27 protein-coding genes and 1 pseudogene are annotated in these 26,635 nt (G+C 71.7%); 12 read left to right on the top strand and 16 right to left on the bottom strand.

All coding sequences use genetic code 11. From position 1 onward, the window contains the following. Positions 1–11: 11 nt before the first annotated feature. Entirely contained in the window at positions 12–2,441 is a 2,430-nt protein-coding gene (locus ACZ7M3_RS11165; RefSeq protein WP_472062479.1) for a SpoIIE family protein phosphatase, read from the bottom strand. 204 nt (positions 2,442–2,645) lie between these two features. Between ACZ7M3_RS11165 and ACZ7M3_RS11160 the strand changes: the two genes are divergently transcribed. Both ACZ7M3_RS11160 and ACZ7M3_RS11155 read left to right on the top strand, forming a co-directional pair. After that, positions 2,646–3,404 (top strand): IclR family transcriptional regulator, encoded by a 759-nt coding sequence (locus ACZ7M3_RS11160; protein ID WP_472062477.1) that lies wholly within the window; start codon positions 2,646–2,648, stop codon positions 3,402–3,404. A 98-nt stretch (positions 3,405–3,502) separates the two neighbouring features. Continuing rightward, positions 3,503–4,660 (top strand): annotated as a pseudogene (locus ACZ7M3_RS11155) (PP2C family protein-serine/threonine phosphatase); the annotation flags it as partial. 548 nt (positions 4,661–5,208) lie between these two features. Here ACZ7M3_RS11155 and ACZ7M3_RS11150 read toward each other — a convergent pair. The 10 genes from ACZ7M3_RS11150 to paaN all read right to left on the bottom strand — a co-directional run bounded on the left by ACZ7M3_RS11150 (position 5,209) and on the right by paaN (position 15,063). Next, positions 5,209–6,084 (bottom strand): CAP domain-containing protein, encoded by an 876-nt coding sequence (locus ACZ7M3_RS11150; protein ID WP_472062475.1) that lies wholly within the window; start codon positions 6,082–6,084, stop codon positions 5,209–5,211. A gap of 456 nt (positions 6,085–6,540) precedes the next feature. After that, positions 6,541–7,659: a 1,2-phenylacetyl-CoA epoxidase subunit PaaE gene (gene paaE, locus ACZ7M3_RS11145; RefSeq protein WP_472062473.1), complete on the bottom strand. Its 1,119-nt coding sequence runs from the start codon at positions 7,657–7,659 to the stop codon at positions 6,541–6,543. Beyond that, the gene (gene paaD / locus ACZ7M3_RS11140; protein ID WP_472062471.1) at positions 7,659–8,177 is read right to left on the bottom strand and encodes a 1,2-phenylacetyl-CoA epoxidase subunit PaaD; all 519 of its coding nucleotides are present in this window, start codon (positions 8,175–8,177) and stop codon (positions 7,659–7,661) included. Before paaD ends, paaE begins: the two co-directional genes overlap by 1 nt. Next, positions 8,171–8,998, bottom strand: a complete 828-nt coding sequence (paaC, locus tag ACZ7M3_RS11135; RefSeq protein ID WP_351295698.1) for a 1,2-phenylacetyl-CoA epoxidase subunit PaaC — start codon at positions 8,996–8,998, stop codon at positions 8,171–8,173. Before paaC ends, paaD begins: the two co-directional genes overlap by 7 nt. A 10-nt stretch (positions 8,999–9,008) precedes the next feature. Then, entirely contained in the window at positions 9,009–9,311 is a 303-nt protein-coding gene (gene paaB / locus ACZ7M3_RS11130; RefSeq protein WP_067360480.1) for a 1,2-phenylacetyl-CoA epoxidase subunit PaaB, read from the bottom strand. Then, on the bottom strand, positions 9,308–10,306 hold the full coding sequence (paaA, locus tag ACZ7M3_RS11125) for a 1,2-phenylacetyl-CoA epoxidase subunit PaaA (protein ID WP_472062469.1): 999 nt from the start codon (positions 10,304–10,306) through the stop codon (positions 9,308–9,310). Before paaA ends, paaB begins: the two co-directional genes overlap by 4 nt. Before the next feature lie 159 nt (positions 10,307–10,465). Further along, positions 10,466–11,341: a 3-hydroxyacyl-CoA dehydrogenase family protein gene (locus ACZ7M3_RS11120; RefSeq protein WP_472062467.1), complete on the bottom strand. Its 876-nt coding sequence runs from the start codon at positions 11,339–11,341 to the stop codon at positions 10,466–10,468. Next, positions 11,338–12,126, bottom strand: a complete 789-nt coding sequence (locus tag ACZ7M3_RS11115; RefSeq protein WP_472062465.1) for an enoyl-CoA hydratase/isomerase family protein — start codon at positions 12,124–12,126, stop codon at positions 11,338–11,340. Before ACZ7M3_RS11115 ends, ACZ7M3_RS11120 begins: the two co-directional genes overlap by 4 nt. Beyond that, entirely contained in the window at positions 12,123–13,346 is a 1,224-nt protein-coding gene (locus tag ACZ7M3_RS11110; RefSeq protein WP_355301609.1) for a thiolase family protein, read from the bottom strand. Before ACZ7M3_RS11110 ends, ACZ7M3_RS11115 begins: the two co-directional genes overlap by 4 nt. Next, positions 13,339–15,063, bottom strand: a complete 1,725-nt coding sequence (paaN, locus tag ACZ7M3_RS11105; RefSeq protein WP_472062463.1) for a phenylacetic acid degradation protein PaaN — start codon at positions 15,061–15,063, stop codon at positions 13,339–13,341. Before paaN ends, ACZ7M3_RS11110 begins: the two co-directional genes overlap by 8 nt. A 147-nt stretch (positions 15,064–15,210) precedes the next feature. Here paaN and paaI point away from each other — a divergent pair, with 147 nt between their 5' ends. Together paaI and paaK are read left to right on the top strand one after the other, a co-directional pair. Next, positions 15,211–15,600, top strand: coding sequence for a hydroxyphenylacetyl-CoA thioesterase PaaI (paaI, locus tag ACZ7M3_RS11100; protein WP_121414055.1), 390 nt, complete (start codon positions 15,211–15,213; stop codon positions 15,598–15,600). Beyond that, positions 15,597–16,952 carry a phenylacetate--CoA ligase PaaK gene (paaK, locus tag ACZ7M3_RS11095; RefSeq protein ID WP_472062461.1) on the top strand — a complete coding sequence of 452 codons (1,356 nt, stop codon included), beginning with the start codon at positions 15,597–15,599 and terminating at the stop codon, positions 16,950–16,952. Before paaI ends, paaK begins: the two co-directional genes overlap by 4 nt. A 77-nt stretch (positions 16,953–17,029) precedes the next feature. Here the strand turns inward: paaK and ACZ7M3_RS11090 are convergent, their stop codons facing one another. Continuing rightward, positions 17,030–18,202 (bottom strand): S1 family peptidase, encoded by a 1,173-nt coding sequence (locus tag ACZ7M3_RS11090; protein WP_472062459.1) that lies wholly within the window; start codon positions 18,200–18,202, stop codon positions 17,030–17,032. A gap of 226 nt (positions 18,203–18,428) precedes the next feature. Between ACZ7M3_RS11090 and ACZ7M3_RS11085 the strand changes: the two genes are divergently transcribed. The 3 genes from ACZ7M3_RS11085 to ACZ7M3_RS11075 all read left to right on the top strand — a co-directional run bounded on the left by ACZ7M3_RS11085 (position 18,429) and on the right by ACZ7M3_RS11075 (position 21,625). Beyond that, positions 18,429–19,460, top strand: coding sequence for a medium chain dehydrogenase/reductase family protein (locus tag ACZ7M3_RS11085; protein WP_472062457.1), 1,032 nt, complete (start codon positions 18,429–18,431; stop codon positions 19,458–19,460). A 113-nt stretch (positions 19,461–19,573) separates the two neighbouring features. Next, positions 19,574–20,164 (top strand): ester cyclase, encoded by a 591-nt coding sequence (locus tag ACZ7M3_RS11080; RefSeq protein ID WP_472062455.1) that lies wholly within the window; start codon positions 19,574–19,576, stop codon positions 20,162–20,164. Positions 20,165–20,524: 360 nt separating this feature from the next. Next, a complete protein-coding gene (locus tag ACZ7M3_RS11075) occupies positions 20,525–21,625 on the top strand; it encodes a PP2C family protein-serine/threonine phosphatase (RefSeq protein ID WP_472062453.1) in 1,101 nt (366 codons plus the stop codon). Between the two features lie 10 nt (positions 21,626–21,635). On the opposite strand, the gene ACZ7M3_RS11070 is transcribed toward ACZ7M3_RS11075, so the two are convergent. From ACZ7M3_RS11070 to ACZ7M3_RS11060, 3 genes are all read right to left on the bottom strand, one after another. Beyond that, complete coding sequence (locus ACZ7M3_RS11070; protein WP_351295733.1) at positions 21,636–21,896, bottom strand: hypothetical protein; 261 nt, start codon at positions 21,894–21,896, stop codon at positions 21,636–21,638. Next, entirely contained in the window at positions 21,883–22,149 is a 267-nt protein-coding gene (locus ACZ7M3_RS11065; RefSeq protein WP_351295736.1) for a DUF6400 family protein, read from the bottom strand. The genes ACZ7M3_RS11070 and ACZ7M3_RS11065 overlap by 14 nt, the downstream gene beginning before the upstream one ends. 132 nt (positions 22,150–22,281) lie before the next feature. After that, positions 22,282–22,986 (bottom strand): GAF and ANTAR domain-containing protein, encoded by a 705-nt coding sequence (locus tag ACZ7M3_RS11060; RefSeq protein WP_355301620.1) that lies wholly within the window; start codon positions 22,984–22,986, stop codon positions 22,282–22,284. Between the two features lie 257 nt (positions 22,987–23,243). Between ACZ7M3_RS11060 and ACZ7M3_RS11055 the strand changes: the two genes are divergently transcribed. From ACZ7M3_RS11055 to ACZ7M3_RS11040, 4 genes are all read left to right on the top strand, one after another. After that, entirely contained in the window at positions 23,244–23,504 is a 261-nt protein-coding gene (locus ACZ7M3_RS11055; protein WP_351295742.1) for a WhiB family transcriptional regulator, read from the top strand. A 113-nt stretch (positions 23,505–23,617) separates the two neighbouring features. Then, positions 23,618–24,052: an ATP-binding protein gene (locus ACZ7M3_RS11050; protein WP_472062450.1), complete on the top strand. Its 435-nt coding sequence runs from the start codon at positions 23,618–23,620 to the stop codon at positions 24,050–24,052. 98 nt (positions 24,053–24,150) lie between these two features. Further along, positions 24,151–24,519, top strand: coding sequence for a hypothetical protein (locus tag ACZ7M3_RS11045; protein WP_472062448.1), 369 nt, complete (start codon positions 24,151–24,153; stop codon positions 24,517–24,519). A 245-nt stretch (positions 24,520–24,764) separates the two neighbouring features. Next, complete coding sequence (locus tag ACZ7M3_RS11040) at positions 24,765–25,100, top strand: hypothetical protein (protein WP_472062446.1); 336 nt, start codon at positions 24,765–24,767, stop codon at positions 25,098–25,100. Positions 25,101–25,327: 227 nt separating this feature from the next. Here the strand turns inward: ACZ7M3_RS11040 and ACZ7M3_RS11035 are convergent, their stop codons facing one another. Then, on the bottom strand, positions 25,328–25,786 hold the full coding sequence (locus ACZ7M3_RS11035) for an ATP-binding protein (RefSeq protein ID WP_472062444.1): 459 nt from the start codon (positions 25,784–25,786) through the stop codon (positions 25,328–25,330). 195 nt (positions 25,787–25,981) lie between these two features. Between ACZ7M3_RS11035 and ACZ7M3_RS11030 the strand changes: the two genes are divergently transcribed. Then, on the top strand, positions 25,982–26,575 hold the full coding sequence (locus ACZ7M3_RS11030; RefSeq protein ID WP_472062442.1) for a helix-turn-helix domain-containing protein: 594 nt from the start codon (positions 25,982–25,984) through the stop codon (positions 26,573–26,575). Positions 26,576–26,635 lie beyond the last annotated feature (60 nt).

Here is a 26,635-nt window from a genome sequence, read left to right as displayed (position 1 = left end):
GCGTGCTGGTGTCAGGCGGGCAGTGGCTGTTCGGCCCAGATGGTCTTGCCGGTGGGGGTCTGGCGACTGCCCCAGCGCTCGGCGACCTGGGCGACCAGCAGCAGCCCGCGCCCGCCCTCGTCGAAGACGCGGGCTCTGCGCAGATGGGGGGCGGTGCTGCTGCCGTCGGAGACCTCGCAGATGAGCGTGGAGGCGCGGATGAGGCGTAGCCGGATCGGCGCCTCGCCGTAGCGGATGGCGTTGGTGACCAGTTCGCTGACGATCAGTTCGGTGGCGAACGCCGTTTCGTCCAGCCCCCACGCGGCCACCTGTTCGCCCGCCACCTTGCGGGCCCCGGCGACGGCCGCGGGATCCAGCGGCAGGTGCCAGGTCCGGATCTGCCGGGCGTCGAGCGCGGAGGTACGGGCCAGGAGCAGGACGATGTCGTCGGCGGGACGGCTGGTCAATGCGGTGCTCAGCACCTGGTCACAGGTCTCCTCCAGCGTGTCGGCCGGACTGCTGAGCGCCCGGCGCAGGAGTTCGAGCCCGACGCCGATGTCCCGGTCGGCGGCCTCGACCAGGCCGTCGGTGTAGAGAGCGAGCAGGCTTCCCTCGCCGAGCTCCACCTCGGTGGACTCGTACGGCAGACCGCCGAGGCCGAGCGGCGGCCCGGCGGGCAGGTCCAGGAACCGCACGGTGCCGTCCGCGGTGACCAGGGCGGGTGGCGGGTGCCCGGCGCGGGCCATGGTGCAGCGGCGGGACGCCGGGTCGTAGACGGCGTACAGACAGGTGGCCCCGACCTCGCCCGACGTCTCCTCCGCCCGTCCGCGCGCCTCCGGACCCTCTTCCCGGTCGAGCCTGATGACGAGGTCGTCGAGCTGGGTGAGCAACTCGTCGGGGGCGAGATCGACGTCCGCGAGAGTTCGTACGGCGGTCCGCAGGCGCCCCATCGTGGCCGAGGCCTGAATGCCGTGGCCCACCACATCGCCCACGACCAGGGCGACCCGCGCGCCGGACAGCTGGATCACGTCGAGCCAGTCCCCTCCGATGTCGGCTCCGGAACCGGCCGGGAGGTAGCGGTAGGCGACCTCCACCGCCGTGAGAGCCGGTGGCCGCTCGGGCAGCAGACTGCGTTGGAGCGCCAGCGCCGTGCGGCGTTCATGGGTGTAGCGGCGAGCGTTGTCCACGCTCACCGCCGCTCTGGCGACGATCTCCTCCGCGAGCAGCAGGTCGTCCTCGCCGAAGGACTCCGGCGTCCGGTGCCGCAGGAAGTGCACCATGCCCAGGGTCACCCCCCGGGCCCGCAGTGGGACCATCATCACCGAGTGGATCATGTACTTGCCCACGGTCGCGGCCCGGGCCGGGGATGATTCGACCCACGCCCGCAGCGCCGGATCGTCCGACCGGTGCCGGGTGCCCCGGCCGCTGACCAGCGCCAGCACCGGCAGCGAATCCGCCGGGTAGAGGCTCGTGCCGCCCGAGGCGACCACCGACTCCGGACATCCCTTCAGTACCGATCGCTGCGCGGCGCGGCGGACCGTGACCGACTCGCCGGGCGGCACCGACCGGGGCTCCTCGCCCTGCGCCACGGACTCCAGCAGGTCCACGGTGACGAAGTCCGCGAAGCCGGTCACAGCCACCTCGGCCAGCTCTTCGGCCGTTCGGGTCACATCCAGGGTGCTGCCGATGCGAAGGCTCGCGTCGTTGAGCACGGCCAGACGCTGTCGGGCCCAGTACTGCTCGGTGGTGTCGAACACGGCCGCCGACAGCCCGCGCACCGTGCCGTTCTCGTCCTTCAACGGCGACAGGAACATCGACCACGCATGCTCCCGCGTCTCGCCGGGAGCCTGGCCGTGCTGCTCATGGAAGATCATCTCACCGGTGCGCAGTACCTCCCGCTGGAGGCGGTCGTACTCGTCGAAGGGCCAGCTCGGCTCGATCTCCCACAGCGTCAGGCCCCGCATCTCCTCCTCGGTCCTGCCCATCACCCGCGTCATGACCTCGTTGGCGGCCACGAGCCGCGCATCGAGGTCGTAGACCGCCACCGGCAGCGGGAGCTGCGCCAGCGTGCGGCCCCACATCGCGGCCGCATTCGGGTCGGACGGTCCGGCGGGGTTCGTCAGCGCCGCGCCGGTCACCAGCCAGAGCCTGCGGCGCGCCGCGTCCACCAGCGGCGCTCCCCGCAGCCGCACCACGACACGACCCCCCTCCCGGTGCCGAAGGGCCACCTCGGTGGCCCACTGACGCCCCTCGGCGATGTGGCGCCGCGCGGAGGCGGGCAGGTCGGCGGCGAGCAGGTCGGTGGCGTGGCGGCCGACGATCTCTTCGGGTTCGTAGCCGAGCAGCTGCGTGGCTCCGGCACTCCAGACCATGACCGACCCCCGGGCGTCGACGACGACCGCGGAGTCCTCCGGTACGGGCGTCGGCACCTTGCCTCCGGATGCGACATGCTCGCTATCCATGGGTTCTTACCCTCGTCTCGCCTCGGCGGAGCCCTGAGGAGCGCCCGGAGGAAACCGGGCGCCCATCGAGGGCGTCGTCTCCAGCCTCCCGCGGCGCCGTTCCGCCCTCAAGCCAGGGCATCGGCCGTACGCCGGATCCGCGCGCGGAGTCGGGTGGGGCGGTGCCGCCTTGCTCGTGCGGCCTGACCGGCGCACTCTGGTCGTATGGGTGTTCGTGACGGCCCCACGCTGATCACGTCCGTGCAGCGGGCGTTTCGTCTGCTGGAGGCGGTGGGCGCGCACGAGAACGGTGTGCCGGCGAAGCATCTCGCACGGGAGACGGGGCTGCCCCTGGCCACGGCGTACCACCTGCTGCGGACGATGGTGCACGACGGCTATGTGCGGAAGCTGGACGACGGCGGGTTCGTGCTGGGGGACAAGGTGCAGTCGCTGCACAGTTCGGGGCGCGGGCAGGCGTTGCTGGGGCGGGTGCGCCCCACGCTGGCGGCGTTGCGGGACGAGATCGCGGCTGCCGCCTATCTCACCTTCTATGAGGACGGTGAGATCCGGGTCGCGGAGATCGTCGACAGTCCCCGGGCGCCGCGGGTGGATCTGTGGGTGGGGATGGAGGACGCGGGGCACGCGACCGCGCTGGGCAAGTGTGTGCTGCGGGAGCTGGACGACGAGTCGCGCGAGGACTACCTCTCGCGGCATCCCCTGGCGGATCTCACGCCGCGGACGATCACGAGTCCGTGGGAACTGTTGCGGCGGCTGGACTCCTCGCCGATGGCTCCGGCCGTCACGGACCTGGAGGAGTACGCGCTGGGGACGGTGTGTGTCGCGGTGCCGGTGTACAGCGGGGAGACACTCGGCTCGCTCGGCGTCTCGCTGCCGGTGAACCGGCTCTCCCGGTTCGAGGAGGTTCTGGAGCGGTTGACGCCGACCGCGAACCGCGTGACCAGGAGCCTCTCGCTCACTATTTGAAATCCCTGTCCTTGTCGCGTCCGGCCCGAACCCGTTTCCTGGATGAAACGGACATTTCGGTAGTGCGGGTGGCGCACGGTGAGGACTGCGGACGAAACATGAGTCAGGCCCGAGACCATGGCGGCGCCCCCTGGCCGATAAGGCTGTTCAGGAACCGCGTGGCCGGTCCCGGGTCATCGGCCCGGACACGTGCCGCCGCGCACCTGGCCGCCGGTACACCCGTGCTGTCCGTGCTGATCGTTCTCGTCGTCGTGCTCGTCGACCTCCTCGGCGGAGCCGGCATGATCTGGCTTTCCCTGCTCGTGGCCGGGCCCGCGCTGGCCGCCACGACCAGCGGGCCGCGCGGGGTCTTCTGCGTCGGTCTCCTCGCCGCGGTGCTGGGTGCCGCGCTCGGCATGCGGGACGGTGTGCCGGGCCGCGAACTGGTCGCCGTGCTGTCCGCGCTGGCGGCCGTCACTCTCGCGAGTGGCCTGTCCGGCGCGCTGCGGGGGCGTCGTGAGCGGGTGCTCGCGGCCGTCCGCTCGGTCGCGGAGGCCGCCCAGCACGCGCTGCTGAGGCCGGTACCGGCGACGGTCGGGCCGTTTCAGGTGGCGGTCCGCTACAGCGCGGCGGCGGCGGAGGCCCGTATCGGCGGGGATCTCTACGCGCTGGTGCCCACTCCGTACGGCGTCAGGCTGATCGTCGGGGATGTGCGCGGCAAGGGGCTGCCGGCCGTGAGCACCGCCGCACTCGTCCTGGGTGTCTTCCAGGAGGCCGCCTACGACGAGCCCGACCTCCTCGCCGTCGTCGCCAGGATCGAGCGGAGCCTGGCGCGCAACCTCGGTACCGACGACTTCGTCACCGCCGTTGTGGCCGGATACCCGCAGGCAGGGCATCTGGAGGTGGTGAACTGCGGACACGCGCCGCCGCTGCTGGTGCGTGCGTCCGGGGGTGTCGTGCCGGTGGATCCCACCCACCCCGCTCCGCCGCTCGGGCTGAGCGCTCTCACGGGCGAGACTCCCAGTCTCCAGGTGCTGCCCTTCGCCGACGGGGATCAGCTGCTGCTCTACACCGACGGGGTCACCGAGGCCCGCAACCATCGCCGTGAGTTCTACCCGCTGGCCGAGGGGCTGGCGCGCCACCTGTGCGACGAGCCGGCGCGCACGCTCACCGCGCTGCACGATGAACTGCTGGCGCATGTGGGCGGCCGACTGCACGACGACGCGGCGCTGCTGCTGCTCCACAAGCCGGCGGTTGCGGATCCGGCGATTGCCGATCCGGCGGTCCAGGACCCGGCAGTTTCCGGCCTGGCGGTTGCCGATCCGGAGGTGCACGACCCGGCGGTTTCCGGTCTGGCGGTTGCCGATCCGGAGGTTCGCGGCCTGGCGGTTGCCGGTCTGGCGGTTGGGGACCCGGCGGTCCAGGGCTCGGCGGTGCACGGCCCGGCGGTTTCCGGTCTGGCGGTTGCCGATCCGGAGGTTCGCGGCCTGGCGGTTGCCGGTCTGGCGGTTGGGGACCCGGCGGTCCAGGGCTCGGCGGTGCACGACCCGGCAGTTGCCGACCTGGCAGTCTCCGACCCGGCGGTGCACGACCCGGCAGTTTCCGACCCGGCCCTTCCTTACCCGGGCGTTCCATACTCGGCCGGTCCCGAACCGGTGGCCGAGACCGGTCGCGACGGCTGCCCCGGCTCCGTCCCGTCCCGGGGCGGCCGGATCCGGTTCGCCGAGCGGGTCGGCGAACCGGCGGACCCGGGTGTCGCGCTCGGCTTCTTCACACCGTGCGGGCGCAACGGAGGAGGCTGACGAAGGCCGCCGCGAGGCGTAGGTCAACGGGCGGCGGCGAAGTCCTGCGTCCAGTAGCTGCCGGGCTGTGCGAGACCCACGCCGATCTCCTTGAAGTCGCAGTCCAGGATGTTGCGCTTGTGGCCGGGACTCGACATCCAGCCCGCCATGACCGCCTCGGGGGTGGAGTATCCGAACGCGACGTTCTCGCCGTACGCACTCCAGGTGTAGCCGGCGGTCGTGATGCGTTGACCGGGATCCGAACCGTCGGAGCCCGTGTGTGACATGTTCTGGTGGCTCGCCATGTCCGCGCTGTGATCCTGGGCGGCCTTCGAGAGCTTCGCGTTCAGGGTCAGCGGGGAGCAGCCGACCTTGCCGCGCTCACTGTTGACCAGGGCCACGACACGAGTCACTGCGGCGGATGCCGGGGCCGTCGTGCTCGGGGACGCGCTGGCGGTGGCCTCGGGCGCGGCGGGTGCCGACGAGGCGGGTGCCTCGGGTGTGGCGGGTGCCGACGAGGCAGGGGCCTCGGGCGCGGCGGGTGCCGCCGAAGCGGGCGCCTCCGGTGCGGCGGGAGTCGTGGAGGCGGGTGCCTCGGGCGCGGCGGGCGCCGTCGCGACCGGCGCTTCAGGCGCGGAGGGCGCGGCCGGCGCGGAGGGGGCGGTGGTGGCCTGCGCAGTCGGCTTCTGGGGATGCGCGGTCCACCCGCCACCCTTCCACCGCTCCCTCAGAGACGCGCGTTCCTGCAGGGACGCGTTCTGCCAGTTCTTCCAGCTCTGCCGCTGACCGGAGGACCTGGCGTCCGGGGCGCTCTGGTCGTTCATACACGCCATGGCGGCGGTCGGTACTGCCAGCGCGCTCAGCACGACGGCAGCGATGGTGATCTGCCGGTGGCGCGTCTTCCTGCGGTGCTTGCTCATGCGGGCCTCGCTCGGTCGTCGCGGGGGCGCCACCGGTGGGCCGGCTCCGCACGAAGACTGTGCCTGAGCTGTGGTGACGCCGTTTGGGGCCGCCATTGTTAAAACCTGCGTGAGTAAGCGGCAACGAGCGCGACTACTACCCGGCCTCGTAGACCCCGAAAGTCCTTGAATCGGGCGTATCGGTGTGCAGACCCGGCTGACCGGAGCGCGGCATGGCCTGACGATCCGTCAGGAGGCTTCATGTGCCCGGCGGGCGGCGTGACGCGACCACGGTTGGCATATGCCAGAGGAACATGCGCACGTATGTCGGATTGCGGGTGGCAAGTCTGGCTATATCGCCCAGGCGCCATGTACTACCGCACCACGTTGATACGCGAACTCGGCGTGACGGATGTCACGCCGAGCTGCCACAACCATTCCCGACGATGGAGATCGCGATGGTGATGGACGACCGCGTCAGCTGTCGTAGTCGACGGCGAGCGTCTCCGTGACCGGGAACGACTGGCAGGTCAGGACATACCCCGCGTCGACCTCGGCGGGTTCGAGGGCGAAGTTGCGGCGCATGTCGGCCTTGCCGTCGGTGACCAGGGCACGGCAGGTGCCGCACACGCCGCCCTTGCAGGCGAAAGGCAGGTCGGGGCGGGTCTTCTGGGCGCCGTCGAGGATGCTCCGACCGCGGGACAGGGCGGCGGTCGTGGAGCGGCCGTCGAGCGTGATGGTGACCTCGCTGACCGGGCCCACGGCGGCCGTGTCCTGGTGGTGCACCTCTCGCACGGGCTCGTCGTCGGCGTAGAACAGCTCCTGGTGGACCCGGTCGGCCGGCACGTCGAGCCCGGCCAGCACCCGCTGGGCGTCGCGGACCATGCCGTGCGGGCCGCACAGCCACCAGTGGTCCGTGCCCGCCACGTCGACCAGCGAGCCGACGAGCGCCGACAGCCGCTCGGCGTCCAGTCGGCCGGAGAGCACCTCGGCCTCGCGGGGCTCGCGGGAGAGGACGTGGGCGAGCTGGAACCGGGCCGGGTAGAGGTCCTTCAGGTCGGCCAGCTCGTCGGCGAACATCACGGTGTCGGTGCGCCGGTTGCCGTAGAAGAGGGTGACCGTCGAGCGGGAGTCCGCGGCCAGCACCGACTCGGCGATGGACAGCATGGGGGTGATGCCGGAGCCCGCGGCGATCAGCACATGATGGCCGGGGGTGGCGAGGTCGGGCGTGAAGGCGCCGGTCGGGGCCATGACCTCGACCATGTCGCCGGGGCGCACCTCCCGCACCAGCCAGGCGGAGAACAGACCGCCGGGCACCACCCGCACCCCGATGCGCGGCACCGATCCGGCCGGCGAGCAGATGGAGTACGAGCGGCGCTCGTCACGGCCGTCGATCTCGCGCCGCAGGGTGAGCGACTGCCCGGGGGCGAAGGTGAACTCCTCGGCCAGCTCCGCCGGGATGTCGAAGCTGACCGCGGCCGCGTCCTCGCACAGGGGCTGCACGGCGGCGACCCGCAGGGAGTGGAAGGCCGGCCGACGGCGGGCACGCGAGCGTACCGCCGGGGCGGGGGCGGCCGACTCCATCAGGTCGTCCATCAGATCTCCTTGACGTACTCGAACGGTTCCAGGCAGGCGCGGCAGCGCCAGAGCGCCTTGCAGGACGTGGCGGCGAAGCGGGAGGTCTCCTCCGTGTCCGCCGAGCCGCAGCGCGGGCAGGGCACGGCGGCCCGCCGGGTGGTGGTGAGCACGAGCGGCACCGGACCGGCCGGGCGCCGAGGCACGGCGCCGGGCGGGGCGATCCCGTGTTCGGTGAGCTTGCGGCGGCCCGCCGGGGTGATCCAGTCGCTGGTCCACGGCGGGTCGAGGGCGGTACGGATCTCGACGCGCTCGTATCCCGCGGCGGCAAGCCGCGCGGCCACGTCGGCGCGCATCTCCGCCATCGCCGGGCAGCCCGAGTAGGTCGGCGTGAGGCTCGCGACGACCGTGCCGTCGGGGGCGAGCGACACCTCGCGCAGCACGCCCAGGTCGGCGAGGGTGAGCATGGGCAGCTCGGGGTCGGGCACCTGTTCGGCGATGTGCCGGGCCCGTCGCACATCGGTCAGTACGCTCACCATGTCGCCTCCGGGTGGGCGCGGGCCACGCTCTGCAACTCGGCCAGCAGCGGCGCCAGATGCTCGGTGTGCTCGCCCGCGCGTCCGCAGCCGGGCAACGGCCGGTACACGGGCATGGGCAGTCCGCCCGCCTCGGTCACCTGACGCAGCACGGCGACGACCTCGTCCCGTACGTCGTAGGCCGTGAACAACTCGCCCAGGTACGGGGCGACCCGCTCCAGCGCCGTACGCATCCTGCGGTGGGACTCCGCCGTACCGTCGCCGAGTCGCACGGCCCACTCGGCCGCGTACTGGCGGTGGTAGGCCAGTTCCTTGACGCCCTTCGCGGCGATGGCGGAGAGCACCGGGTCGGGGTGCGCGGCGAGCCGCTCGAAGTGTGCGAGCCGCCAGCTGGACAGTGCCAGGAGCCGCACGACGGAGAACGCGAAGTCCCCGTTGGGGAGTTCGGCCAGGCGTACGTTGCGGAAGTCGTCGGCGTCGCGGAAGTAGGCGTAGGCGTCCTCGTCGCGTCCCGTGCCGTCCACCTGGCCGGCGCGCGCGTAGAGCAGGCGGGCCTGGCCGAGCAGGTCGAGGCCGATGTTGGCGAGCGCCACCTCCTCCTCCAGCTCGGGGGCACGGGTGGTCCACTCGGCCAGTCGCTGGGCGGACACGAGTGCGTCGTCGGCGAGCACGACGCAGGAGGCCGCCAGTTCTGCGGCGTCCAGCCCGTCCGGCACGGTGGTGTCGACCCCGTGCAGGGGGTCCTCGAAGCCGGTGCCGTACGCCCAGCGGGTGTCGTCCTCGTGTCCCTCGGCGAGGGTCAGGTAGACGTGGTCGTCACTCATGCCCTGCTCCTCAGATGTGCGGGACGTCGTCGGGGATGTCGTAGAAGGTCGGATGGCGGTAGACCTTGTCGGCGCTCGGCGCGAAGAACGGGTCCTTCTCGTCGCGGGTGGAGGCGGCGATGTGCTCCGAGCGCACCACCCAGATGCTCACGCCCTCGTTGCGACGCGTGTACAGGTCACGGGCGTGGGTCAGGGCCATCGCGTCGTCGGCGGCGTGCAGCGAGCCGACGTGTACGTGGTTCAGTCCGCGCTTGCCCCGTACGAACACCTCGTACAGCGGCCAGCCGTCCTTCTTGCCGTCGATGTCGTTCATGCCGCCGCTTCCTTCCGGGCTCGCTCGCTCTGCTTGGCCGCGTGGGCGGTGGCCGCCTCGCGGACCCAGGCGCCCTCCTCGTGGGCCGTCCGCCGCCGGGAGATCCGCTCGGCGTTGCACGGTCCGTCGCCCTTGATGACCCGCATCAGCTCGTCCCAGTCCGGGGTGCCGAAGTCGTGGTGTCCGCGCTCCTCGTTCCAGCGCAGCTCGGGGTCGGGCAGGACGACGCCCAGCTTCTCGGCCTGCGGGACGGTCATGTCCACGAAGCGCCGGCGCAGTTCGTCGTTGCTGTGCCGCTTGATCTTCCAGGCCATGGACTGGGCCGAGTTGGGGGAGTTGTCGTCGGGCGGCCCGAACATCATCAGCGACGGCCACCACCAGCGGTCCACCGCGTCCTGCACCATCGCCCGCTGGGCGTCGGTGCCGCGCATCATGGTCAGCAGCAGCTCGTACCCCTGGCGCTGGTGGAACGACTCCTCCTTGCAGACCCGCACCATGGCGCGCGCGTACGGACCGTAGGAACTCCTGCACAGCGGCACCTGGTTGCAGATCGCGGCGCCGTCGACGAACCAGCCGATCACGCCGACGTCCGCGAAGCTCAGGGTGGGGTAGTTGAAGATCGACGAGTACTTCTGACGGCCCTCGATGAGCCGCTCGGTGAGGTCGGCGCGGTCCGCGCCCAGGGTCTCGGCCGCCGAGTACAGATACAGCCCGTGCCCGGCCTCGTCCTGGACCTTCGCGAACAGGATGGCCTTGCGGCGCAGCGACGGCGCGCGGGTGATCCACTCGCCCTCCGGCTGCATGCCGATGATCTCCGAGTGCGCGTGCTGCGCGATCTGCCGGATCAGCGTCTTGCGGTAGCCGTCGGGCATCCAGTCGCGCGGCTCGACCCGCTGGTCACGCGCGACGGTCGCGTCGAAGTGCTCCTGGAGCCGCTCTTCGGCCGCCGGCCCGACGCCGTCGGCGCCGGTGGCGGCGGAGTGTGTCGTGGTCATCGATACCAGCTTCCCTACCGACCATTCGTTCGGTTTCAGTGTGACGGTTTTCTTCCGGACGGGCAAGACTTTCGTCCGGCCGGGCATGACCTTCGTGCGGACGGGCATGACCTTCGTCCGGCCGGGCAGGGCCCGGGGCCGAGGCGCGGCCGGGGCCGCTCAGGGCCAAGGGTAGAAACCCTGTCCCGTCTTCCGCCCCAGCTCGCCGCGCGCGACCTTGTCACGCAGCAGTCGCGGCGGTGCGAAGCGCTCCCCGAGCGTGGCGTGCAGGTGCTCGGCGATGGCGAGGCGTACGTCCAGCCCGACCAGGTCGGTCAGGCGCAGCGGGCCCATGGGGTGCTTGTAGCCGAGACTCATGGCGTCGTCGATGGCCTCCGGCCCTGCGACCCCCTCCTCGACCATGCGGATCGCCTCGAGGCCCAGCGCCACGCCGAGGCGGCTGCTGGCGAACCCGGGGGAGTCCTTGACGACGACGTCCTTCTTGCCGAGGGCGTGCGTCCAGGCCAGCGCCAGTCGTACGGTCGCGTCCTCGGTCTCCGGGGCGACGACGATCTCGATCAGCTCGGAGGCCGGTACCGGATTGAAGAAGTGCATGCCGAGGAAGCGCCCGGGGCGGGAGAGCGCCGACGCGAGGTCGGTGACCGACAGGGAGCTGGTGTTGCTGGCCAGGACGGTCGTCGGACTCAAAGCCCGCTCGGCGGCGGCGAGCAGCCGGGCCTTGAGCGAGGCGTCCTCGGGGACGGCCTCGACGACGAGATCGGACGTCCGCGGCAGCTCGTCGACCGAGCCGACGACGGTGACCCGGCCGAGCACGTCCTCGGCGGGCGCGTCGAGCCTGCCGCGCTCGGCGGCCCGCGTCAGCCCGGTGGCGATCCGGTCCAGCGCGGCGGCCGCGGCGTGCTCGCCGCTCTCCACGACGGTCACGGACGAGCCCGCGGCCGCGAACGACTGGGCGATACCGGCGCCCATCCGGCCGCCGCCGATCACACCCACGACGGAGGGCGCGGACGCGGTGCCGGTGACGGCGGTGTTCATACGCTGCTCCTCTTCTCCAGGAAGCGAGTCATCCGCTCCCGCTTGTCCTGTCCCTCGAACAGCACGGCCTGCGCCAGGTCGTCGGCGACCGGATGGGCGCCCGGCGAGTCGACCACGAGCTTGGTCAGGCGCAAGGCCGCGGCCGAGGAGCGGGCCATCCGGTCCAGCAGCGCGTGCGCCTCGTCGAGGAGCCGGTCGGCCGGTACGACATCGATGACCAGGCCGGCCGCCAGCGCCGCCCGCGCGTCCAGGTTCCGTCCGGCGAGCAGCACCTGCTTGGCCACCGACTCGCCGACCAGCTCGGGCAGCCGCCAACAGGCCCCGGCCGCGGCGAGGATGCCGAGCCCCGGCTCGGGGTTGCCGAACACCGCGTCCGGTCCCGCGACGCGCAGATCGCAGGCGTACGAGAGTTCGGCGCCGCCGCCCAGCGCCCAGCCGTCGACGGCGGCGAGGGTCGGCATGGGTAGTCTGCGCACCCGCTCGAACAGGCGGCTGTTGATGCCCTGAAGGGCCTCGTCGCGCCCGCGTCGCAGCAGCTCCGCGATGTCGGCGCCGCCCGCGAAGACACCGCCGTGCCCGGTCAACAGCAGGAACTTCGGGTCACGTTCCAGCAGGTCGCACACGGCGTGCAGTTCGCGGATCATCAGCCCGCTGATGGCGTTGCGGGCCTCGGGGCGGTGCAGGGTGACGACGACCCGGTCGTCGCGCTCCTCGACCAGCAACGTCTCGTACATGCCGCTCATAGGCGCGCCTCGATCAGCGGGGGACTCGTCCGCGGCGCTCATACGCGCTCCACGAGCATCGCGACGCCCTGGCCGACACCCACGCACAGGGTGGCCAGGCCCCGGCGGGCGTCCTCGCGCTCCAGCCGGCCGATCAGCGTGAGCAGGATGCGGGCGCCGGAGCAGCCGAGGGGATGGCCGAGCGCGATCGCACCGCCGTCGGCGTTGACCTTTTCCTCGTCGAGCTTCAACCGCCGCATCACCGCGAGTGCCTGCGCGGCGAAGGCCTCGTTCAGCTCGACCGCGTCCAGGTCCCCGCTCTCCAGGCCGACCCGGGCAAGGGCCTTCTCGGTGGCGGGGACGGGGCCGAGCCCCATCAGGTTGGGCTGTACGCCGGCCGAGGCGGCGGTGATGATCCGGGCGCGCGGGGTGAGCCCGTACCGTTCGACGGCCGCCGCGCTCGCCACCACCAGCGCGGCGGCGCCGTCGGACAGCGGCGAGGAGGAGCCGGCCGTGACGATGCCGTCCGGCCGGAAGATGGTCCGCAGGGTGCCGAGCTTCTCCAGGGTCGTGCCGGGGCGCGGACCCTCGTCGCGTGTGACCTCGCCGTCCTTCACCCGCACCGGCACGATCTCGCGGTCGAAGCGGCCGGCCTCCTGCGCGGCCACCGCCCGCTGGTGGCTGCGCAGCGCGAAGGCGTCGGAGTCGGCGCGGGTGATGCCGTCGAGCGCGGCGACCTCTTCGGCGGTCTCTCCCATCGACAGGGTCACCTTGGCCGTCTGCGGACCCGCGCCGGCCGGTACGGCGCGGTCGGTGGCCGTGAAACGCGGGTTGGTGAAGCGCCAGCCCAGCGAGGTGTCGTGCACCTCGCCCGGCTTGGCCCACGGGGTGCCGGGCTTGGCCATCACCCAGGGCGCGCGGGTCATCGACTCCACACCGCCGGCGACGACGAGGTCGGCCTCCCCGGACCGGATCGCCTGGGCGGCGTTCGCGACCGCCGTCAGCCCGGACGCGCACAGCCGGTTGACGGTGTAACCGGGCACGGTGTGCGGGAGGCCGGCGAGCAGCACGGCCATGCGGGCCACGTCCCGGTTGTCCTCACCGGCCTGGTTGGCCGCGCCGAGGACCACCTCGTCCACGGCCTCGCCGGGGATCCCACTGCGCCGCACCGCCTCGCCGACGACCAGGGCCGCCAGGTCGTCCGGCCGTACGGAGGCCAGCGCGCCCCCGTACCGGCCCTGCGGGGTGCGGGCACCGTCGATCAGAAAGACCTCGTCAGGCATCTGCGGACTCCTCGGTGTGTTCCTCGGCGGTGGCGGGCCGACGCGACTGGAGCGTGGCGAAACGGCCGGTGACGAAGGCGGGGTCGGAGAGAGTGGCGCTGGCCGCCGGGTTGGCGGCGCTGCCGTGGAAGTCGCTGAAAGCGGCGGACTGGTTGACGAAGACGCCGCCGGTCAGGTTCTCCGACAGGTGCACTCCCGCGTCGAGGGCCGCCAGCTCGGTGGCGGCGAGCACGTCCTCGTCGGTGGAGTGGACGGCGGCGGTCAGCGCGCCGTGCGAGCGCACGGTCTCCCGGAAGATCCGCAGACTGTGCTCGGTGGAGTCGGTGGCGATCACGAAGGAGATCGGCCCGAACCACTCGCGCGTGTAGGTCTCCCGGTCGGCCTCCGCGTCCAGCCGGGCCACCAACGGCGTACGGACGACCGCGTCCGGGTGCTCGGGGTGCTCGACCGGCGCCGACGCCCGCACCGTACGACCGAGCCCGGCCGCCTCCTCCAGTCGCTCCCGCACCCCGTCGTTGACGATCGCCCCGAGTGTGCCGGCCGCGCGGGCGGGGTCGCCGAGCAGCTTGTCGAGCGCCGCGCCGAGGTCGGCGGCGAACTCGTCGGCGGTCTTCACGCCCTGGTCGGTGGCGAAGCCCTCGCGGGGGACGAGGAGGTTCTGCGGGGTGGTGCACATCTGCCCGCTGTAGAGGGACAGCGAGAAGGCCAGGTTGCCCAGCAGCCCGCGGTAGTCGTCCGTCGAATCCAGGACGACGGTGTTCAGGCCCGCCTTCTCCGTGTACACGGCGGCCTGGCGGGCGTGGGTCTCCAGCCAGTCCCCGAAGGCGGTGGAGCCGGTGAAGTCGATGATCCGTACGTCCGGGTGGACGGCGTACGCCGCAGCCGTACGTTCCTCGGCGCCCTCCGCCGCGAGGATCACCAGGTTCGGGTCGAACCCGGCCTCGGCCAGCACCTCGCGCGCGATCCGCACGGTGATCGCCAGAGGCAGGACGGCGCCCGGGTGCGGCTTGACGACGACAGGGTTGCCGGTGACCAGACTGGCGAACAGACCGGGGTAGCCGTTCCAGGTCGGGAACGTGTTGCAGGCGATCAACAACGCCACCCCGCGGCCGACCGGCGTGAACTTCTTCTCCATCAGCAGCGGACCGCCCTTGCGCTGCGGCTTGCTCCAGCGGGCCGCCCCCGGATGGCGCTTCTGCTCCGCCCAGGCGTACGCCACCGCCTCAAGACCGCGGTCCTGGGCGTGCGGTCCGCCCGCCTGGAACGCCATCACGAAGGCCTGGCCGGTGGTGTGCTGCACGGCGTGCGCGATCTCGAAACTCGCGGCGTTCAGCCGGGCCAGGATCTCCGCCGCCACACCGGCCCGGGCGTCGGGGCCCGCGGCACGCCAGGGGCCGGTGGCGGCCCGCGCGGCGGCCACGGCCTCGTCCGGCGTGAGGCGGGGGTAGGTGACACCGAGCGGGAAGCCGTACGGTGAGGTCTCCGTGGCGGATGTCGTGCCGCTCGCCGGGTGGCCGGGCAGCTCGAAATGACCGCCCAGCCGCTCATGGAAGGCCGCTTCCCCGGCCTTCGCAGCGTCCTCCCCGTACACCGACTTGCTGGGCGACTCCGGATACGGGGTCCAGTGGCCGCGGCTCGCGGTGGCGGCGACCGCCTGCTCCAGCAGGGCGCGGTGACGGGCGAAGAAGTCCGGACGCTCGGGGAGGTTCTGGGGCATGCGTTCCACCTCTTGACAGGCAGTGGTGATGCTGGATTACTAGGCCGTGCCGCACGCTAACCGAATGTTCGGTCGGGACACAAGGTGGTGAAAAAGGTGACGCAGGCCACAGGAGTGACATCGGCCGGGGCGACGCCCACGGAGGCGATGTTCGCCGCGGACGAGGCGTCCCGGGCGCTCGGCATCGAGCTTCTCGAGCAGGGTGAAGGGACCGCCGTGCTCCGGATGACCGTGACGCCGGCGATGGTGAACGGACACGGGATCGCTCACGGCGGCTATCTGTTCCTGCTCGCCGACACCGCCTTCGCCTGCGCCTGCAACAGCCACGGACCCGTGACCGTCGCGGCCGGGGCCGACATCGACTTCGTCGCCCCGGCGTACGAGGGTGATGCCCTGGTGGCCACGGCACGGGAGCGCACCCGGTTCGGCCGCAGCGGCATCTACGACGTGAGCGTGCTGCGCGGCGACGAGGTGATCGCGGAGTTCCGCGGACGCAGCCGCAGTATCAGAGGCACGACGACGAAGGAGTCGCGATGAACACCGCAGCGACGGCCGGCGCGGCCACGGGACCCCGCCCGGCCCGCCGGGGAGAGCCGCTTCCCCAGGATCTGCTGGACGAGGGCGAGCGCCTCACCCGCGAGCAGCTGAGGGAGCTCCAACTCGACCGGCTGCGGGCGACGTTGCGGCATGCGTACGCCAACGTGGAGCTGTATCGCAGGAAGTTCGACGAGGCCGGGATCAAGCCCGACGACTGCCGCTCCCTTGAGGACCTGTCGCGGTTCCCCTTCACCACCAAGGCGGATCTGCGGGAGACGTACCCCTTCGGCATGTTCGCCGTCCCGATGGCGGACGTGCGGCGCATCCATGCCTCCAGTGGCACCACGGGCCGCCCCACGGTCGTCGGATACACCGAGAACGACCTCTCCATGTGGGCCGACATGATCGCCCGCTCCATCCGTGCGGCCGGCGGCCGGCGCGGGCACAAGGTGCACATCTCCTACGGCTACGGCCTGTTCACCGGGGGCCTGGGCGCGCACTACGGCGCCGAGCGCGCCGGCTGTACGGTGATCCCCGCCTCCGGCGGCATGACGGCCCGCCAGGTGCAGATCATCCAGGACTTCGAGCCCGAGATCATCATGGTCACCCCGTCCTACATGCTCACCCTGCTCGACGAGTTCGAGAGGCAGGGCGTCGACCCGCGCACGACCTCCCTCCAGGTGGGCATCTTCGGGGCCGAGCCGTGGACGGAGGCGATGCGCCGTGAGATCGAGGAGCGCATGGACATCCACGCGGTCGACATCTACGGCCTGTCCGAGGTGATCGGCCCTGGGGTGGCGCAGGAGTGCGTCGAGACCAAGGACGGGCTGCATGTGTGGGAGGACCACTTCTACCCCGAGGTGGTCGATCCGTTCACCGGAGCCGTGCTGCCCGAGGGCGAGGAGGGCGAGGTGGTCTTCACCTCCCTCACCAAGGAGGCCCTGCCGATCATCCGTTACCGGACCCGCGACCTGTCCCGGCTGCTGCCCGGCACCGCCCGGCCCGCCTTCCGCCGCATCGAGAAGATCACCGGCCGCTCCGACGACATGATCATCCTGCGCGGTGTGAACGTCTTCCCGAGTCAGATCGAGGAGATCGTGCTGCGCACACCCGCAGTCGCCCCGCACTTCCAGGTGCAGCTGACCCGGCGCGGCCGGATGGACCACATGACCGTCCGCGTCGAGGCGCGTCCCGGGGCCGGGGCCGAGCAGCGGGAGGCGGCCGCGAAGACGATCGCCCAGGGCGTCAAGGACGGCGTGGGGGTCACCGTCGAGGTGGCGATCGTCGACCCGGAGACCCTGGAACGCTCGCTGGGCAAGCTCCGCCGGGTGAAGGACCTCCGTCAGCAGTGACCTGCCGGTGACCGCCGGAGCGTTTCTCCGCGGCCCGCGGGCCGAGCGGGGAACGCTCGGCCCGCGGCCCGTGGCGGTCAGGCGGTGACGAGGGTGAGTCCGTACGTACTGAGGATCTCGTTCACGGGCTGGAACCAGGTCTGGCCGCCGCTCGTGCAGTTGCCCCAGCCGCCCGAGGTCACGCCCTGGGCCTGGTCGCCGGTGATGAACGAGCCGCCGGAGTCGCCGGGTTCGGCGCAGACGCTGGTGCCGGTCAGGCCGTAGACGGATCCCTGGCTGTAGTTGACGGTCTCGTTCTGGGTGAGCACGGTGCCGCAGTGCCAGTGGGTGGTGGAGCCGGAGCGGCAGATGGACGAGCCGACGGGGGCCACGGCCGAGCCGCGGACCAGTACGTCGCTGACGGTGCCCCAGCCGAGCACCACCGGTACGGTCCACCAGCCGTTGCCGATCCGGATGTACGAGTAGTCGTTGCCCGGGAACGACGATCCGGCGAAGGTGCCCATCGCCGAGCCGTCCCAGCCCGCCACCGAGCTGCCGGCCGAGCCGCAGTGTCCGGCGCTCACGAAGCCGCCCACCACGGAGAAGCCTATGGAGCAGCGGGTGTTGCCGTTGATGTAGTACGGGTCGCCGCCGACGGTGCCCGCGGAGAACGTGCGCGGCGCCTGCGCGGCGGCGTAGGTGTGGACCGTGAGCAGACCTGCCTCGCGCGCGGGCGCCAGGAACGCCGTCACCGCGGCGCTGTGTTCCGCGCCCTTTCGGACCTCGGCCACCAGGCTGCTGGTGCGCGGGTCGACATGCCAACTGCGGACGGCTGTGGGGGCGCCGTCCGACGTGGCGGTGTCGTCGAGGGCGGCCTTGGCCCCGTCCAGCGTCCGGGCGCTGTGCGCGACCCGTACGACCGTGGCGCCGGTGGCTCGTACGGCATCGGCCGTCGCGGTGCCCGTGTCGGTGACTCCGACGACGAGGGTGCCGCGCGCCGGGTCGTACCAGGAACCGCCGAACGTACGCCCCGCCGCCCGTTCGGCCCGCGGCGCGAGCTCGGCGGCGGCGGTTTCACGCTCGCCCCTGGTGCGGGCCTGCGACGCGGTGAGGCCGAGGTCCCGCTGCATGGCGGTGACCAGGCCGGGGGAGAGGGGGCGGGGACTGGACGGTTGTGCCGTCGCCGTGTCGACGGGCAACAGCCCCAGAGTGCACGTGCCGAGAGCCAACAGGACGGACAGGCCCCAGCGAAGACGCGTAACACGTCGCATGGGTGAACCCCTTCCATTCTCAACTGCCGGAGAAGGTATGGACCTTTGGGGTTCAGGTTGGAAGCGTGTTGCGTGCATGTCAATGGTGTCGATGCGGAACGGGCTCATCCATATCCTGGCGGTTATAGGGTGTCACTAAACTTCTTGACTCTCTCCTTCGTGTTGCGTTATAACTTCTAACGAACGCAGAAGTGAGTAACCAACGCGGAGCGCAGTGGAGGTCGTCATGAACGCCGAAGGACTCGTCGAGGTCGTACTGCCGGGCAAGGTGGAGCCGGAAGGGCTGGAGATCCGGCACGGAGCCGTGCCCGCCGCGGGCCCCGGCCAGGTCGTGATCCGGATGGAGGCGACCGGGGTCTCCTTCGCGGAGCAGCAGATGCGCCGCGGCCGGTACTACGACCAGCCGCCGTTCCCGTTCGTGCCCGGCTACGACCTGGTCGGCACCATCCTCACGACCGGCGAGGGCGTCGAGCCCGCGCTGGCCGGCACCCGGGTCGCCGCGCTGGTCAAGGTCGGCGGCTGGGCGAGCCACGTGCTCGTCGACGCGGCGGACGTGGTGCCGGTGCCCGACGGGATCGGCGCGGCGGAGGCGGAGACCGTGGTGGTCAACGGCATCACCGCCTGGCAGATGCTGCACCGCAAGGCACGCGTCCGCGCGGGGCAGACCATCCTGGTCCACGGAGCCAACGGCGGTGTCGGCTCGGTCCTGGTCCAGCTCGCCCAGGCCGCGGACGTGAAGGTGATCGGCACGGCGTCCGCGCGTCACCACGACGCGCTGCGGGAGCGGGGCGTCATCCCCGTCGACTACCGCACCGAGGACGTGGCCGCACGGGTCCGCGAGCTCGCCCCCGCCGGGGTGGACGCCGTCTTCGACCACGTCGGCGGCCGCAGCGCGGTCGACTCCTGGCACCTCCTCGCGCCCGGCGGCACGCTCGTCTCGTACGGCAGCGCCTCCACCCGGGACGACGAGGGCTCCAAGCAGTGGCCCGTGCTCAAGCTGCTCGGCCGGGTATGGCTGTGGAACGCGCTGCCCAACCGCCGCCGCGCCTACTTCTTCAACGTCTGGGCCGGGCGGGCGCTGGCCAAGAACCGGTTCCGGGCCCAGCTGCGCGCCGACCTCACCCAGGTCTTCGGAGCCCTCCAGCGCGGTGACGTCACCGCCCAGATCGCCGCCCAACTGCCCCTCACCCGCGTCGCCGACGCCCTGCGACTGGCCGAGTCCGGCACCGTCGCCGGGAAGGTCGTGCTGAACCCGTAGGTCGTGCTGAACCCGTAGCAGGTACTTCCGCAGCCGTCCCATCGCGCACCTTGCCGCCGGTCGCACACCTTGCCCCTGCCATCCCTCCCTCACCCGAAACGCGAGGAACCGCCATGTCCGCCACCCCCACCACCCCCGCCGCCACCCCGAGGCGTCACCGGGCGCGGCTGCTCGTCCCCGCGGCGATCGCCGTCCTCGCCTTCACCGCCACGACCGCCGCCGCGGACACCTCACCGACAACCGCGGCCGAGCGGACGGCCACGGCTCACGACCGTGGGGCGTCCGAGCAGAAGCCGAAGGCGATGCTCGACGCGTGGCTGCGGCTCTGGAACGGCGATGTCGCCCAGGCCCCGGGGATCATCTCTCCCGGCTTCCGGGTCCACGCCGCCCTCCTCGACGGCGGTGACGGCAGCTCCATCCGGGGCGTCGACGGCCTGGTGGCCTGGATCGGCCAGACCCGCGCGGCATTCCGCGACCTGCGCTTCACCATCGAGGTCCCCCCGCTGGTCGACGGCCGCTACGCATCGGTGCGCTGGACGGCCACCGGCACCTACGCCGGCGGCTTCCCCGGCGCCAAGGCCCAGCCGGGGACCGTGGTCACCTTCACCGGCACCGACACACTCCGCATGCGGGACGGCAGGTTCGCGGAGTACTGGGTCAACACCGACACCCTGAGCCTGCTCACCCAGCTCCAGGCACTCTGAAGCGCGCCCCCCGAGGCAGAGACGGTGACGGGTGTGTCGTAGGCACCGTCCGGTGCCTGACATGCCGCTGAGTGGAGCAATGACGGGTACGCCGTGCCGAGGCGCAGCAGGCTGGGGTCCTGCCGAAACCGTGTGCCAGGAGTTCCGTGTGAACAGGCTGCATGAAACGAGCCGTCAGTCGTGTCGTCCGCTCGCGGGCCCGCCCTCGGTGCACCCCCCTGCCTCGCTGGTGTCCGAACTCCCGCCCCTCGCACAGCGTCGCGGGACACCGTGAGGTGGCGGGGGCGTGGCGCGGAGGCGGCGAGCGCCGGGCCGCACCCGAACAGCACGGGCCGCTCACTGCCGGCACCCCCCATGTGGATGCGCTGGCTCCCCCTCCCCTACGTCGCGGCCGTCCTGTTGATCGAGCCCATCACGCCCGTGGAGTGGCCGGTGAGCTTCCTGCTGATCGCTCTCCCGTTGGTGGCCGCCTTCGCCCACGGCCCCGTGATGGTCGTCTGTGTCACCGTCTTCGCCGTGGCGTTCGAAGGGGTTCTGGCCGGTACCCCGTGCTGTGCGGGACGTTCCGTCGGCTACCTGTGGGACCGCCACTACGTGGCCGCCTACTTCTGCACCGTTCTCATCGGCACCCTGGGAACCATCCTGGCCGTCAGCCGGCTGCGACGGGAGCGCACGCTGGCCACCGTGCGCTTCGTGGCCGAGATCGCCCAGCGCGTCCTGCTCAGGCCCGTTCCGCACCGCGTCGGTGACATCCTGGTGGAGAGCTTCTACCTCTCCGCCGACGCGGAGGCACGCGTCGGAGGCGATCTCTACGAGGCGGTGCCCACGACGTACGGCCTGCGCCTCGTGATCGGCGACGTCCGGGGCAAGGGGCTGTTCGCCGTGGAGACCGCCGCCACCCTGCTCGGCGCCTTCCGGGAGGCCGCCCACGACGAACCCGACCTCGCCGCCCTGGCGGAACGGGTCGAGACCAGCGTGAGCCGCCGGGCCGCCGACTACGCCAGCAGCGACATGGCCGAGCGCTTCGTCACCGCGGTCTTCGCGGAAATCGTGAGCCCCGACCGTGTCGTGCGGATCGTCAACTGCGGCCACCCGCCCCCTCTGCTCATCAGCGCCGCCGAAGTCACCGAACTGGAGACGGACCAGTCCTCACCGCCCCTCAATCTCGGCGTGCTCGTCGGAGAGCCGTACCGGACCGACGAACATCCCTTTCGGCCGGGCGATCAACTCCTGCTGTACACCGACGGCGTCACCGAGACACGCGACCGGGACGGCGCCTTCTACCCGCTCGTCCAGCGCGTCCGCTCCTGGGGCGTCCTCCCGCCCCGGGAACTCCTCGACCGGCTCCACCACGATCTGCTCGCCTACAGCGACAACCGTCTCAACGACGACACGGCCGCACTCATCGCCTGCTACATCCCTGACGAACCGCGGGCACCCACCGACCCGCACGCGCTCTGAGACGGATCGATCAGCGAGGATCCGGGCGGCCGCTCGTGATGCGGTTCCACAAGGAGCGGGTGGCACCGAAGCCGCTCTCGTGGACCCACACGTGCGTGCACGACGGGCACTGAAGGTGGAGCAGGCTGCCGGTGTTGGAGAGCAGATAGCGCCAGTGGTCGGAGCAGGCGCGCCGTTGTTCGCACGGTGCGCAGCCGCGACTGTCGTTGCAGTTCGGACAGCTCACCCAGGCACGACGCCCACGGTCCGCCTGCGGGTCAAGCGGCAGCATGGCCGCCTCCGCGCGGGGGCAGCACGCCGGCCGCGACCAGGTCGTCGTACAGGCGTTGCTGCTCCTCGTCGAGACCCGAGTACAGCAGGTCGTACGCGGCCTCCTCGCCGCGCATGACCTCCATCGGGTCCCAGTCGGGGCCGAGGGCGGCCAGGACCTGGGCCTGTCGTTGCACCTCCTGTGCGCTGAGGTCGACGGAGAAGTCGACCAGCGCGGGGGTGCCGTCGGGAGGCGGGGGGGTATGTGGGGCCATGAGACGAAACTTAGGTATGCCTTCTTTGCCGGGGCAAGAGGGGGTGGCCGAAGTCACAGCAGGTCGGCGGCGGTTTCGACGGCCTTTGCCGGGTCGCCCGTGCCGGATCGCCGCCCGTTGCGCCCGGAGCGGTCAGCTGGGCTTTTCGCCGGTTTCGCAGATGCGGCGGGCGATGTCGCGCAGTTTGATGTTGTGGTCCTGGGACGCCTTCTTGAGCAGCTTGAACGCCGAGTCCTCGGTCAGCGCGTAGCGCTCCATGAGGATGCCCATGGCCTCGCCGATCTCGTGACGGGTCTCCAGGGCGTCACCGAGCTGCTGATGCGTACGGGCCGCGGAGAAGGCCACGGCCGCGTGCGAGGCGAGGATCCAGCCGGCCCGCTGAGCGGCCTCGTCGAAGGTGCGCGGCCGGCGGGAGTACAGGTTGAGGGCCCCGAGCTCGTCGTCCTCGGTGAAGAGGAGGAAGCCCATCACGCTCCCCATGCCCAGCCTTCTCAGCTCGGGGGCGAAGCGGGACCAGCGCTCATGCGGCCGGCTCAGGTCCTCGATGGTGTAGATCTGCTGACGGTCGGTCACGGCGTCGAAGCACGGGCCTTCCCGCAGATCCTGCTGGATCCGGTCCGCACGTCGCACCACGTCGCTCGTCGCCGCCAGAGGACGGACCTCGCCCCGCCGCACGGTGAGGATACCGGCGTCGTCGCACCCGTTGATCAGAACCGACGCATGCTCCACGACGCGGTCCAGTGTGCCCTGGACCGTGTCCTGGGCCAGCAGATCCCGTGCCATGTCCGCCAGGGCGACGGCGAACTGCTCCCAGACCTCGCCGGGCTCGTGCGACATGTGCCACCTGCTTGTTCGTCGAAGCGCCGCCGACGCTCATCCGCGGTCCCATTTTGCCACCCGGGCGTACCCGCCGCGCCGGACGGGCGTGTGGGGGCGCCGTGCCCGTACACGGCTGTCCCCGTCGTTCCTCGTTCAAACCGCGCCGTCCCGCGAAACCGTCTGTTTCGCAGGTGCGATCAAGGGTGACCCGAAGGAGGACCGAAGTCCCACGAACAACAGATCGCGCAAGACCATCGCGATCACAGGAGGCCCCCATGAACGACTGGCGCGAGTCCGCGGCCTGCCGGAGCGTCGACCCCGATCTGTTCTTCCCCATCGGCAACACAGGCCCCGCGCTGTCGCAGATCGAGGAGGCGAAAGCCGTCTGCCGACACTGCCCCGTCCGTGAGGAGTGCCTGAGCTGGGCGCTCGACACGGGGCAGACCATCGGCGTCTGGGGCGGTACGAGCGAGACCGAACGACGCGCGCTGAGGCGGCGTACGGTCGCCCGCAGGTCCCGGGACACCGGATCGTAGGCACGCGGGTCGCGAAGGGCGGGAGACGCCCGCGCGGTGCGAGGACGCCCTGTGCGAAGGCGCGTGGGGCGAGGAAGAGCAAGACATCCCGCCGACGAGGCCGGGGAGGCGCGATGGAAAGCGACCCGAACGGGGACGGGAAGGCGCCGGGCGACGAGCCGCCGGGCCTCGCCAGCACCTTTCCCGGACAGCTGCGCAACGTGACCGACGCCCGCCTCGTGGCGGACGACTATCTGTGCGCACTCGCGCGGACGTCACCGCCCGGAGCGGCCGAGCACTGGGACGACATCCTGCTGGTGGTGACGGAGCTGGCGGCCAACACCGTCCAGTACGCTCCCGGCCCCTTCGAACTCCGGATCCGCCCCACCTTCGACGGCGTGCATGTCACGCTCCGTGACAGCAGCACGACGCCGCCCGCGCCGCGCCGCGTCGACCCGGCCCACGGCGCGGGCGGAATCGGCTGGCACCTCGTCCACGCGCTCTGCCACCAGGTGAGCGTCGTGGTGCGGCCCGACGGCAAGGACGTGCACGCCTTCCTGTCCTGGTGAGCGCCTCTTCGCCGCCGGCAGGTGTCGGTTCGCGCGACCGGGGCACACGGGACTGCCGAAGGACACATCAGCCCCCCGCACCTGAACGAGGTGGAGCAGTGAGCCTGGAGCAGCACCGAGCGTCCGGTCCCGTCGACGACACGGGTGACGAGGTGCCGGAGCCCTCCGACGCAGAGCGTGCCGCCTGGGCGCGGGTACGCCGCTCGGCCACGGGGATGCGCCACCACGAGGCGAGGTCCGCGCTGGCCACCGCCCACAAGGCGGCTCGCGCCGGTTCGCTCGCCGGCCGGGACGCGGTCGTCGCACGGGCGGAGGTCGAGGAGTGGGAGCGGGTCACCGGGACACTCGCCGACCACGCGGGACCCTACGACCCCGCCGACGACCCCTTCGTCCAGGGCGAGCAGGACGCTCGCGACGGCCGCGCGCCCGTTGCCCCTCGCATAGAGCCACTGCCGCACCAGCGGTGAACGGGACCCGGAACCGGACCGGGACCGGAATCGGAATCGGGACCGGGTCCAGGACCTGGATCGGGGGTGTGCCCGGAGCAGCCCCGATCGCATTGTCAGTGCCCTCCGCAACAATGCTGAGCAGCGAGAACGTCACCGCTCCTGGCGGTACGCGATCGAACCCGTCCGTCGAAAGGCCGCCCGCACATGACGCCCGCTCTCCGACGCCGTGCCGTGCCGCGAGCCCTGAACGGAGACCGCTGACGATGCTCCGATCCCTCCCGCGTACGCCCGCTCCGCTCGGCCCCGGCGGTGCCGAGGTCCTGCGTCTGATCACCGTCCAGCGCGTTGCCGTCTGCCTCACCGTGCATGCCAACGGGCGGCGTCGGTACGGCTACTGGCAGCCCCTCAGTTCCGGTTCCGGGCGCGGTGGTTGTTACGTGGCCCTGGCCACGGACGAGTGCGACGCGCTGCACGCGGCGGGCCGGATCGAGCTGGGCGACCCGGTGGTGGATCCGGCGAAGACCACGTACCCGGTGCGCCCCGTCGTGCGAGGCGCACCCTCCGCGACCGGCACGCCCCGCCAGGCCCTCACGGCGTGAACCCGTTCCGGGCCGCGGCCGACCACAGGAGTACGACGGTGTCGTCGTCCCAGCCCTGGTGGTCCCAGCCCTAGGCCTGCCCTAGGCCCTGTCGTCACATTCCCGTCTGCCCTGCGACGCCATGCACGCGCCCCCAAGTTCTCGGCTTCGCTCGAACAGGGAGGGACCCCCTTCGCCGCGAGGCCCGCCCTCCGGGCGGACGACGGGAATGTGACGACAGGGCCTAGCTAGTGCGGTGAGAGCGGTACGACGGCCGTGATCCGCTTGCCGCCGGCGTGGAGTTCCGCGATGGTGATGTCGCGGGCGAGGCGGCAGATGATCGGCCAGCCATGGCCTCCGATCCTCATGGATCCCGGCTCGTCGGGGTGCTCCGCCGGTGTGGGCAGTTCCCGGCTGTGGTCGCTCACCGACAGACGTATTTCCCGGTCGGCCAGCATCACCTCGAACTCGGTGACACCGCCGCCGTGCAGCATCGCATTGGTGGTGAGTTCCGAGGCGACGAGCAGGGCGTCGCCGACGGCGAGGGCATCGCCCGCGCGGTCGCGCCCGCCGGACCGTCGTACGTCTTCCTCGAGCGCGTGCCTGACCGCCTCGCGCACCTCGGCCGGGCTGCGCGGTCCGGGTGAACGCAGCCGGCCGGGAACGGTCGTGGTGTCGGGGGAGTTCGTCCGGTGCTCCGCACACATGCCTCTCTCCTCTGCGTTCTACCACTACGCCTGACCTGGGAGGCTCAGCGCAAACCTGTCCGTTGCGGCAGAACGCTGTCGGACCGTGACGGTCACACGTACACCTTCCGTGTGGGGCGACCGCTCCGGTACGGCCGCCTTTGATCCTGTTCCGCGGCCGACCGCACCTTGCCGCAGAGGCCTACGATGTTGCCCATGGAGCAAGGCAACGGTGAGCTGGACAGCCTGGTGCGCACACGCATCCGCGCCCTGCGCGTGGCCCAGGGCTGGTCCCTGGAGGAGCTGGCCGCCCGCGCCCGGATCAGCCAGTCCACGCTCAGCCGCATCGAGAACGGCCGGCGCCGCCTGGCGCTGGACCAGCTCGTCACCCTCGCCCGCGCCCTGGACACCTCTCTCGACCAACTGGTCGAGACCGCCGCGGACGACGTCGTCTCCCACCCGATGATCGACGCGGCCCACGGGCTGATGCGCTGGCCCATCAGGGCGGAACCCGGCATGACCGTCGTACGCCAGCGCATGACCGACCCGCCGCCCGACAACCCCTCGCGCATGCGCGCCCACCCGGGCCGCGAATGGCTCGTCGTCCTCTCCGGCACCGCATGCCTGCTGCTGGGCAATCGGCGCTTGCGGATCGAGACCAACCAGGCGGCGGAGTTCCCCACGATGCTCCCGCACGCCATCGGCGCCGAGGGCGGACCGTGCGAGATCCTGGGCATCTTCGACCGAGACGCCCGCCGCGGTCACCAGCGTGGCGAGGACGTCGGGAAAGCGAACCGCCCGTCAGCGTGACCGTTTGCGTGTTCCGCAGCCCAGCAGGCCATCGTCTTGCGTATTCAGCAACCCGCCAGG

This window comes from Streptomyces sp. NPDC111656, assembly GCF_055656965.1.
Note: the sequence above shows the minus strand (reverse complement) of the source record. Positions and strands in the feature narration are given on the sequence as shown.

Excerpts from the sequence above, each read along its gene's own strand:
- ACZ7M3_RS11050 (WP_472062450.1), top strand. The coding sequence starts at position 23,618 with ATGGAAAGCGACCCGAACGGGGACGGGAAGGCGCCGGGCGACGAGCCG.
- ACZ7M3_RS11090 (WP_472062459.1), bottom strand. The coding sequence starts at position 18,202 with ATGCGACGTGTTACGCGTCTTCGCTGGGGCCTGTCCGTCCTGTTGGCT.
- ACZ7M3_RS11165 (WP_472062479.1), bottom strand. The coding sequence starts at position 2,441 with ATGGATAGCGAGCATGTCGCATCCGGAGGCAAGGTGCCGACGCCCGTA.
- paaD (WP_472062471.1), bottom strand. The coding sequence starts at position 8,177 with ATGGTGAGCGTACTGACCGATGTGCGACGGGCCCGGCACATCGCCGAA.
- ACZ7M3_RS11055 (WP_351295742.1), top strand. The coding sequence starts at position 23,244 with ATGAACGACTGGCGCGAGTCCGCGGCCTGCCGGAGCGTCGACCCCGAT.
- ACZ7M3_RS11150 (WP_472062475.1), bottom strand. The coding sequence starts at position 6,084 with ATGAGCAAGCACCGCAGGAAGACGCGCCACCGGCAGATCACCATCGCT.
- paaI (WP_121414055.1), top strand. The coding sequence starts at position 15,211 with ATGTTCGCCGCGGACGAGGCGTCCCGGGCGCTCGGCATCGAGCTTCTC.
- paaA (WP_472062469.1), bottom strand. The coding sequence starts at position 10,306 with ATGACCACGACACACTCCGCCGCCACCGGCGCCGACGGCGTCGGGCCG.
- ACZ7M3_RS11065 (WP_351295736.1), bottom strand. The coding sequence starts at position 22,149 with ATGGCCCCACATACCCCCCCGCCTCCCGACGGCACCCCCGCGCTGGTC.
- ACZ7M3_RS11080 (WP_472062455.1), top strand. The coding sequence starts at position 19,574 with ATGTCCGCCACCCCCACCACCCCCGCCGCCACCCCGAGGCGTCACCGG.
- ACZ7M3_RS11060 (WP_355301620.1), bottom strand. The coding sequence starts at position 22,986 with ATGTCGCACGAGCCCGGCGAGGTCTGGGAGCAGTTCGCCGTCGCCCTG.
- paaB (WP_067360480.1), bottom strand. The coding sequence starts at position 9,311 with ATGAACGACATCGACGGCAAGAAGGACGGCTGGCCGCTGTACGAGGTG.
- ACZ7M3_RS11070 (WP_351295733.1), bottom strand. The coding sequence starts at position 21,896 with ATGCTGCCGCTTGACCCGCAGGCGGACCGTGGGCGTCGTGCCTGGGTG.
- paaC (WP_351295698.1), bottom strand. The coding sequence starts at position 8,998 with ATGAGTGACGACCACGTCTACCTGACCCTCGCCGAGGGACACGAGGAC.
- ACZ7M3_RS11160 (WP_472062477.1), top strand. The coding sequence starts at position 2,646 with ATGGGTGTTCGTGACGGCCCCACGCTGATCACGTCCGTGCAGCGGGCG.
- ACZ7M3_RS11115 (WP_472062465.1), bottom strand. The coding sequence starts at position 12,126 with ATGAGCGCCGCGGACGAGTCCCCCGCTGATCGAGGCGCGCCTATGAGC.
- ACZ7M3_RS11110 (WP_355301609.1), bottom strand. The coding sequence starts at position 13,346 with ATGCCTGACGAGGTCTTTCTGATCGACGGTGCCCGCACCCCGCAGGGC.
- ACZ7M3_RS11075 (WP_472062453.1), top strand. The coding sequence starts at position 20,525 with ATGCGCTGGCTCCCCCTCCCCTACGTCGCGGCCGTCCTGTTGATCGAG.
- ACZ7M3_RS11035 (WP_472062444.1), bottom strand. The coding sequence starts at position 25,786 with ATGTGTGCGGAGCACCGGACGAACTCCCCCGACACCACGACCGTTCCC.
- ACZ7M3_RS11030 (WP_472062442.1), top strand. The coding sequence starts at position 25,982 with ATGGAGCAAGGCAACGGTGAGCTGGACAGCCTGGTGCGCACACGCATC.
- ACZ7M3_RS11085 (WP_472062457.1), top strand. The coding sequence starts at position 18,429 with ATGAACGCCGAAGGACTCGTCGAGGTCGTACTGCCGGGCAAGGTGGAG.
- ACZ7M3_RS11120 (WP_472062467.1), bottom strand. The coding sequence starts at position 11,341 with ATGAACACCGCCGTCACCGGCACCGCGTCCGCGCCCTCCGTCGTGGGT.
- paaK (WP_472062461.1), top strand. The coding sequence starts at position 15,597 with ATGAACACCGCAGCGACGGCCGGCGCGGCCACGGGACCCCGCCCGGCC.
- ACZ7M3_RS11040 (WP_472062446.1), top strand. The coding sequence starts at position 24,765 with ATGCTCCGATCCCTCCCGCGTACGCCCGCTCCGCTCGGCCCCGGCGGT.
- paaN (WP_472062463.1), bottom strand. The coding sequence starts at position 15,063 with ATGCCCCAGAACCTCCCCGAGCGTCCGGACTTCTTCGCCCGTCACCGC.
- paaE (WP_472062473.1), bottom strand. The coding sequence starts at position 7,659 with ATGGACGACCTGATGGAGTCGGCCGCCCCCGCCCCGGCGGTACGCTCG.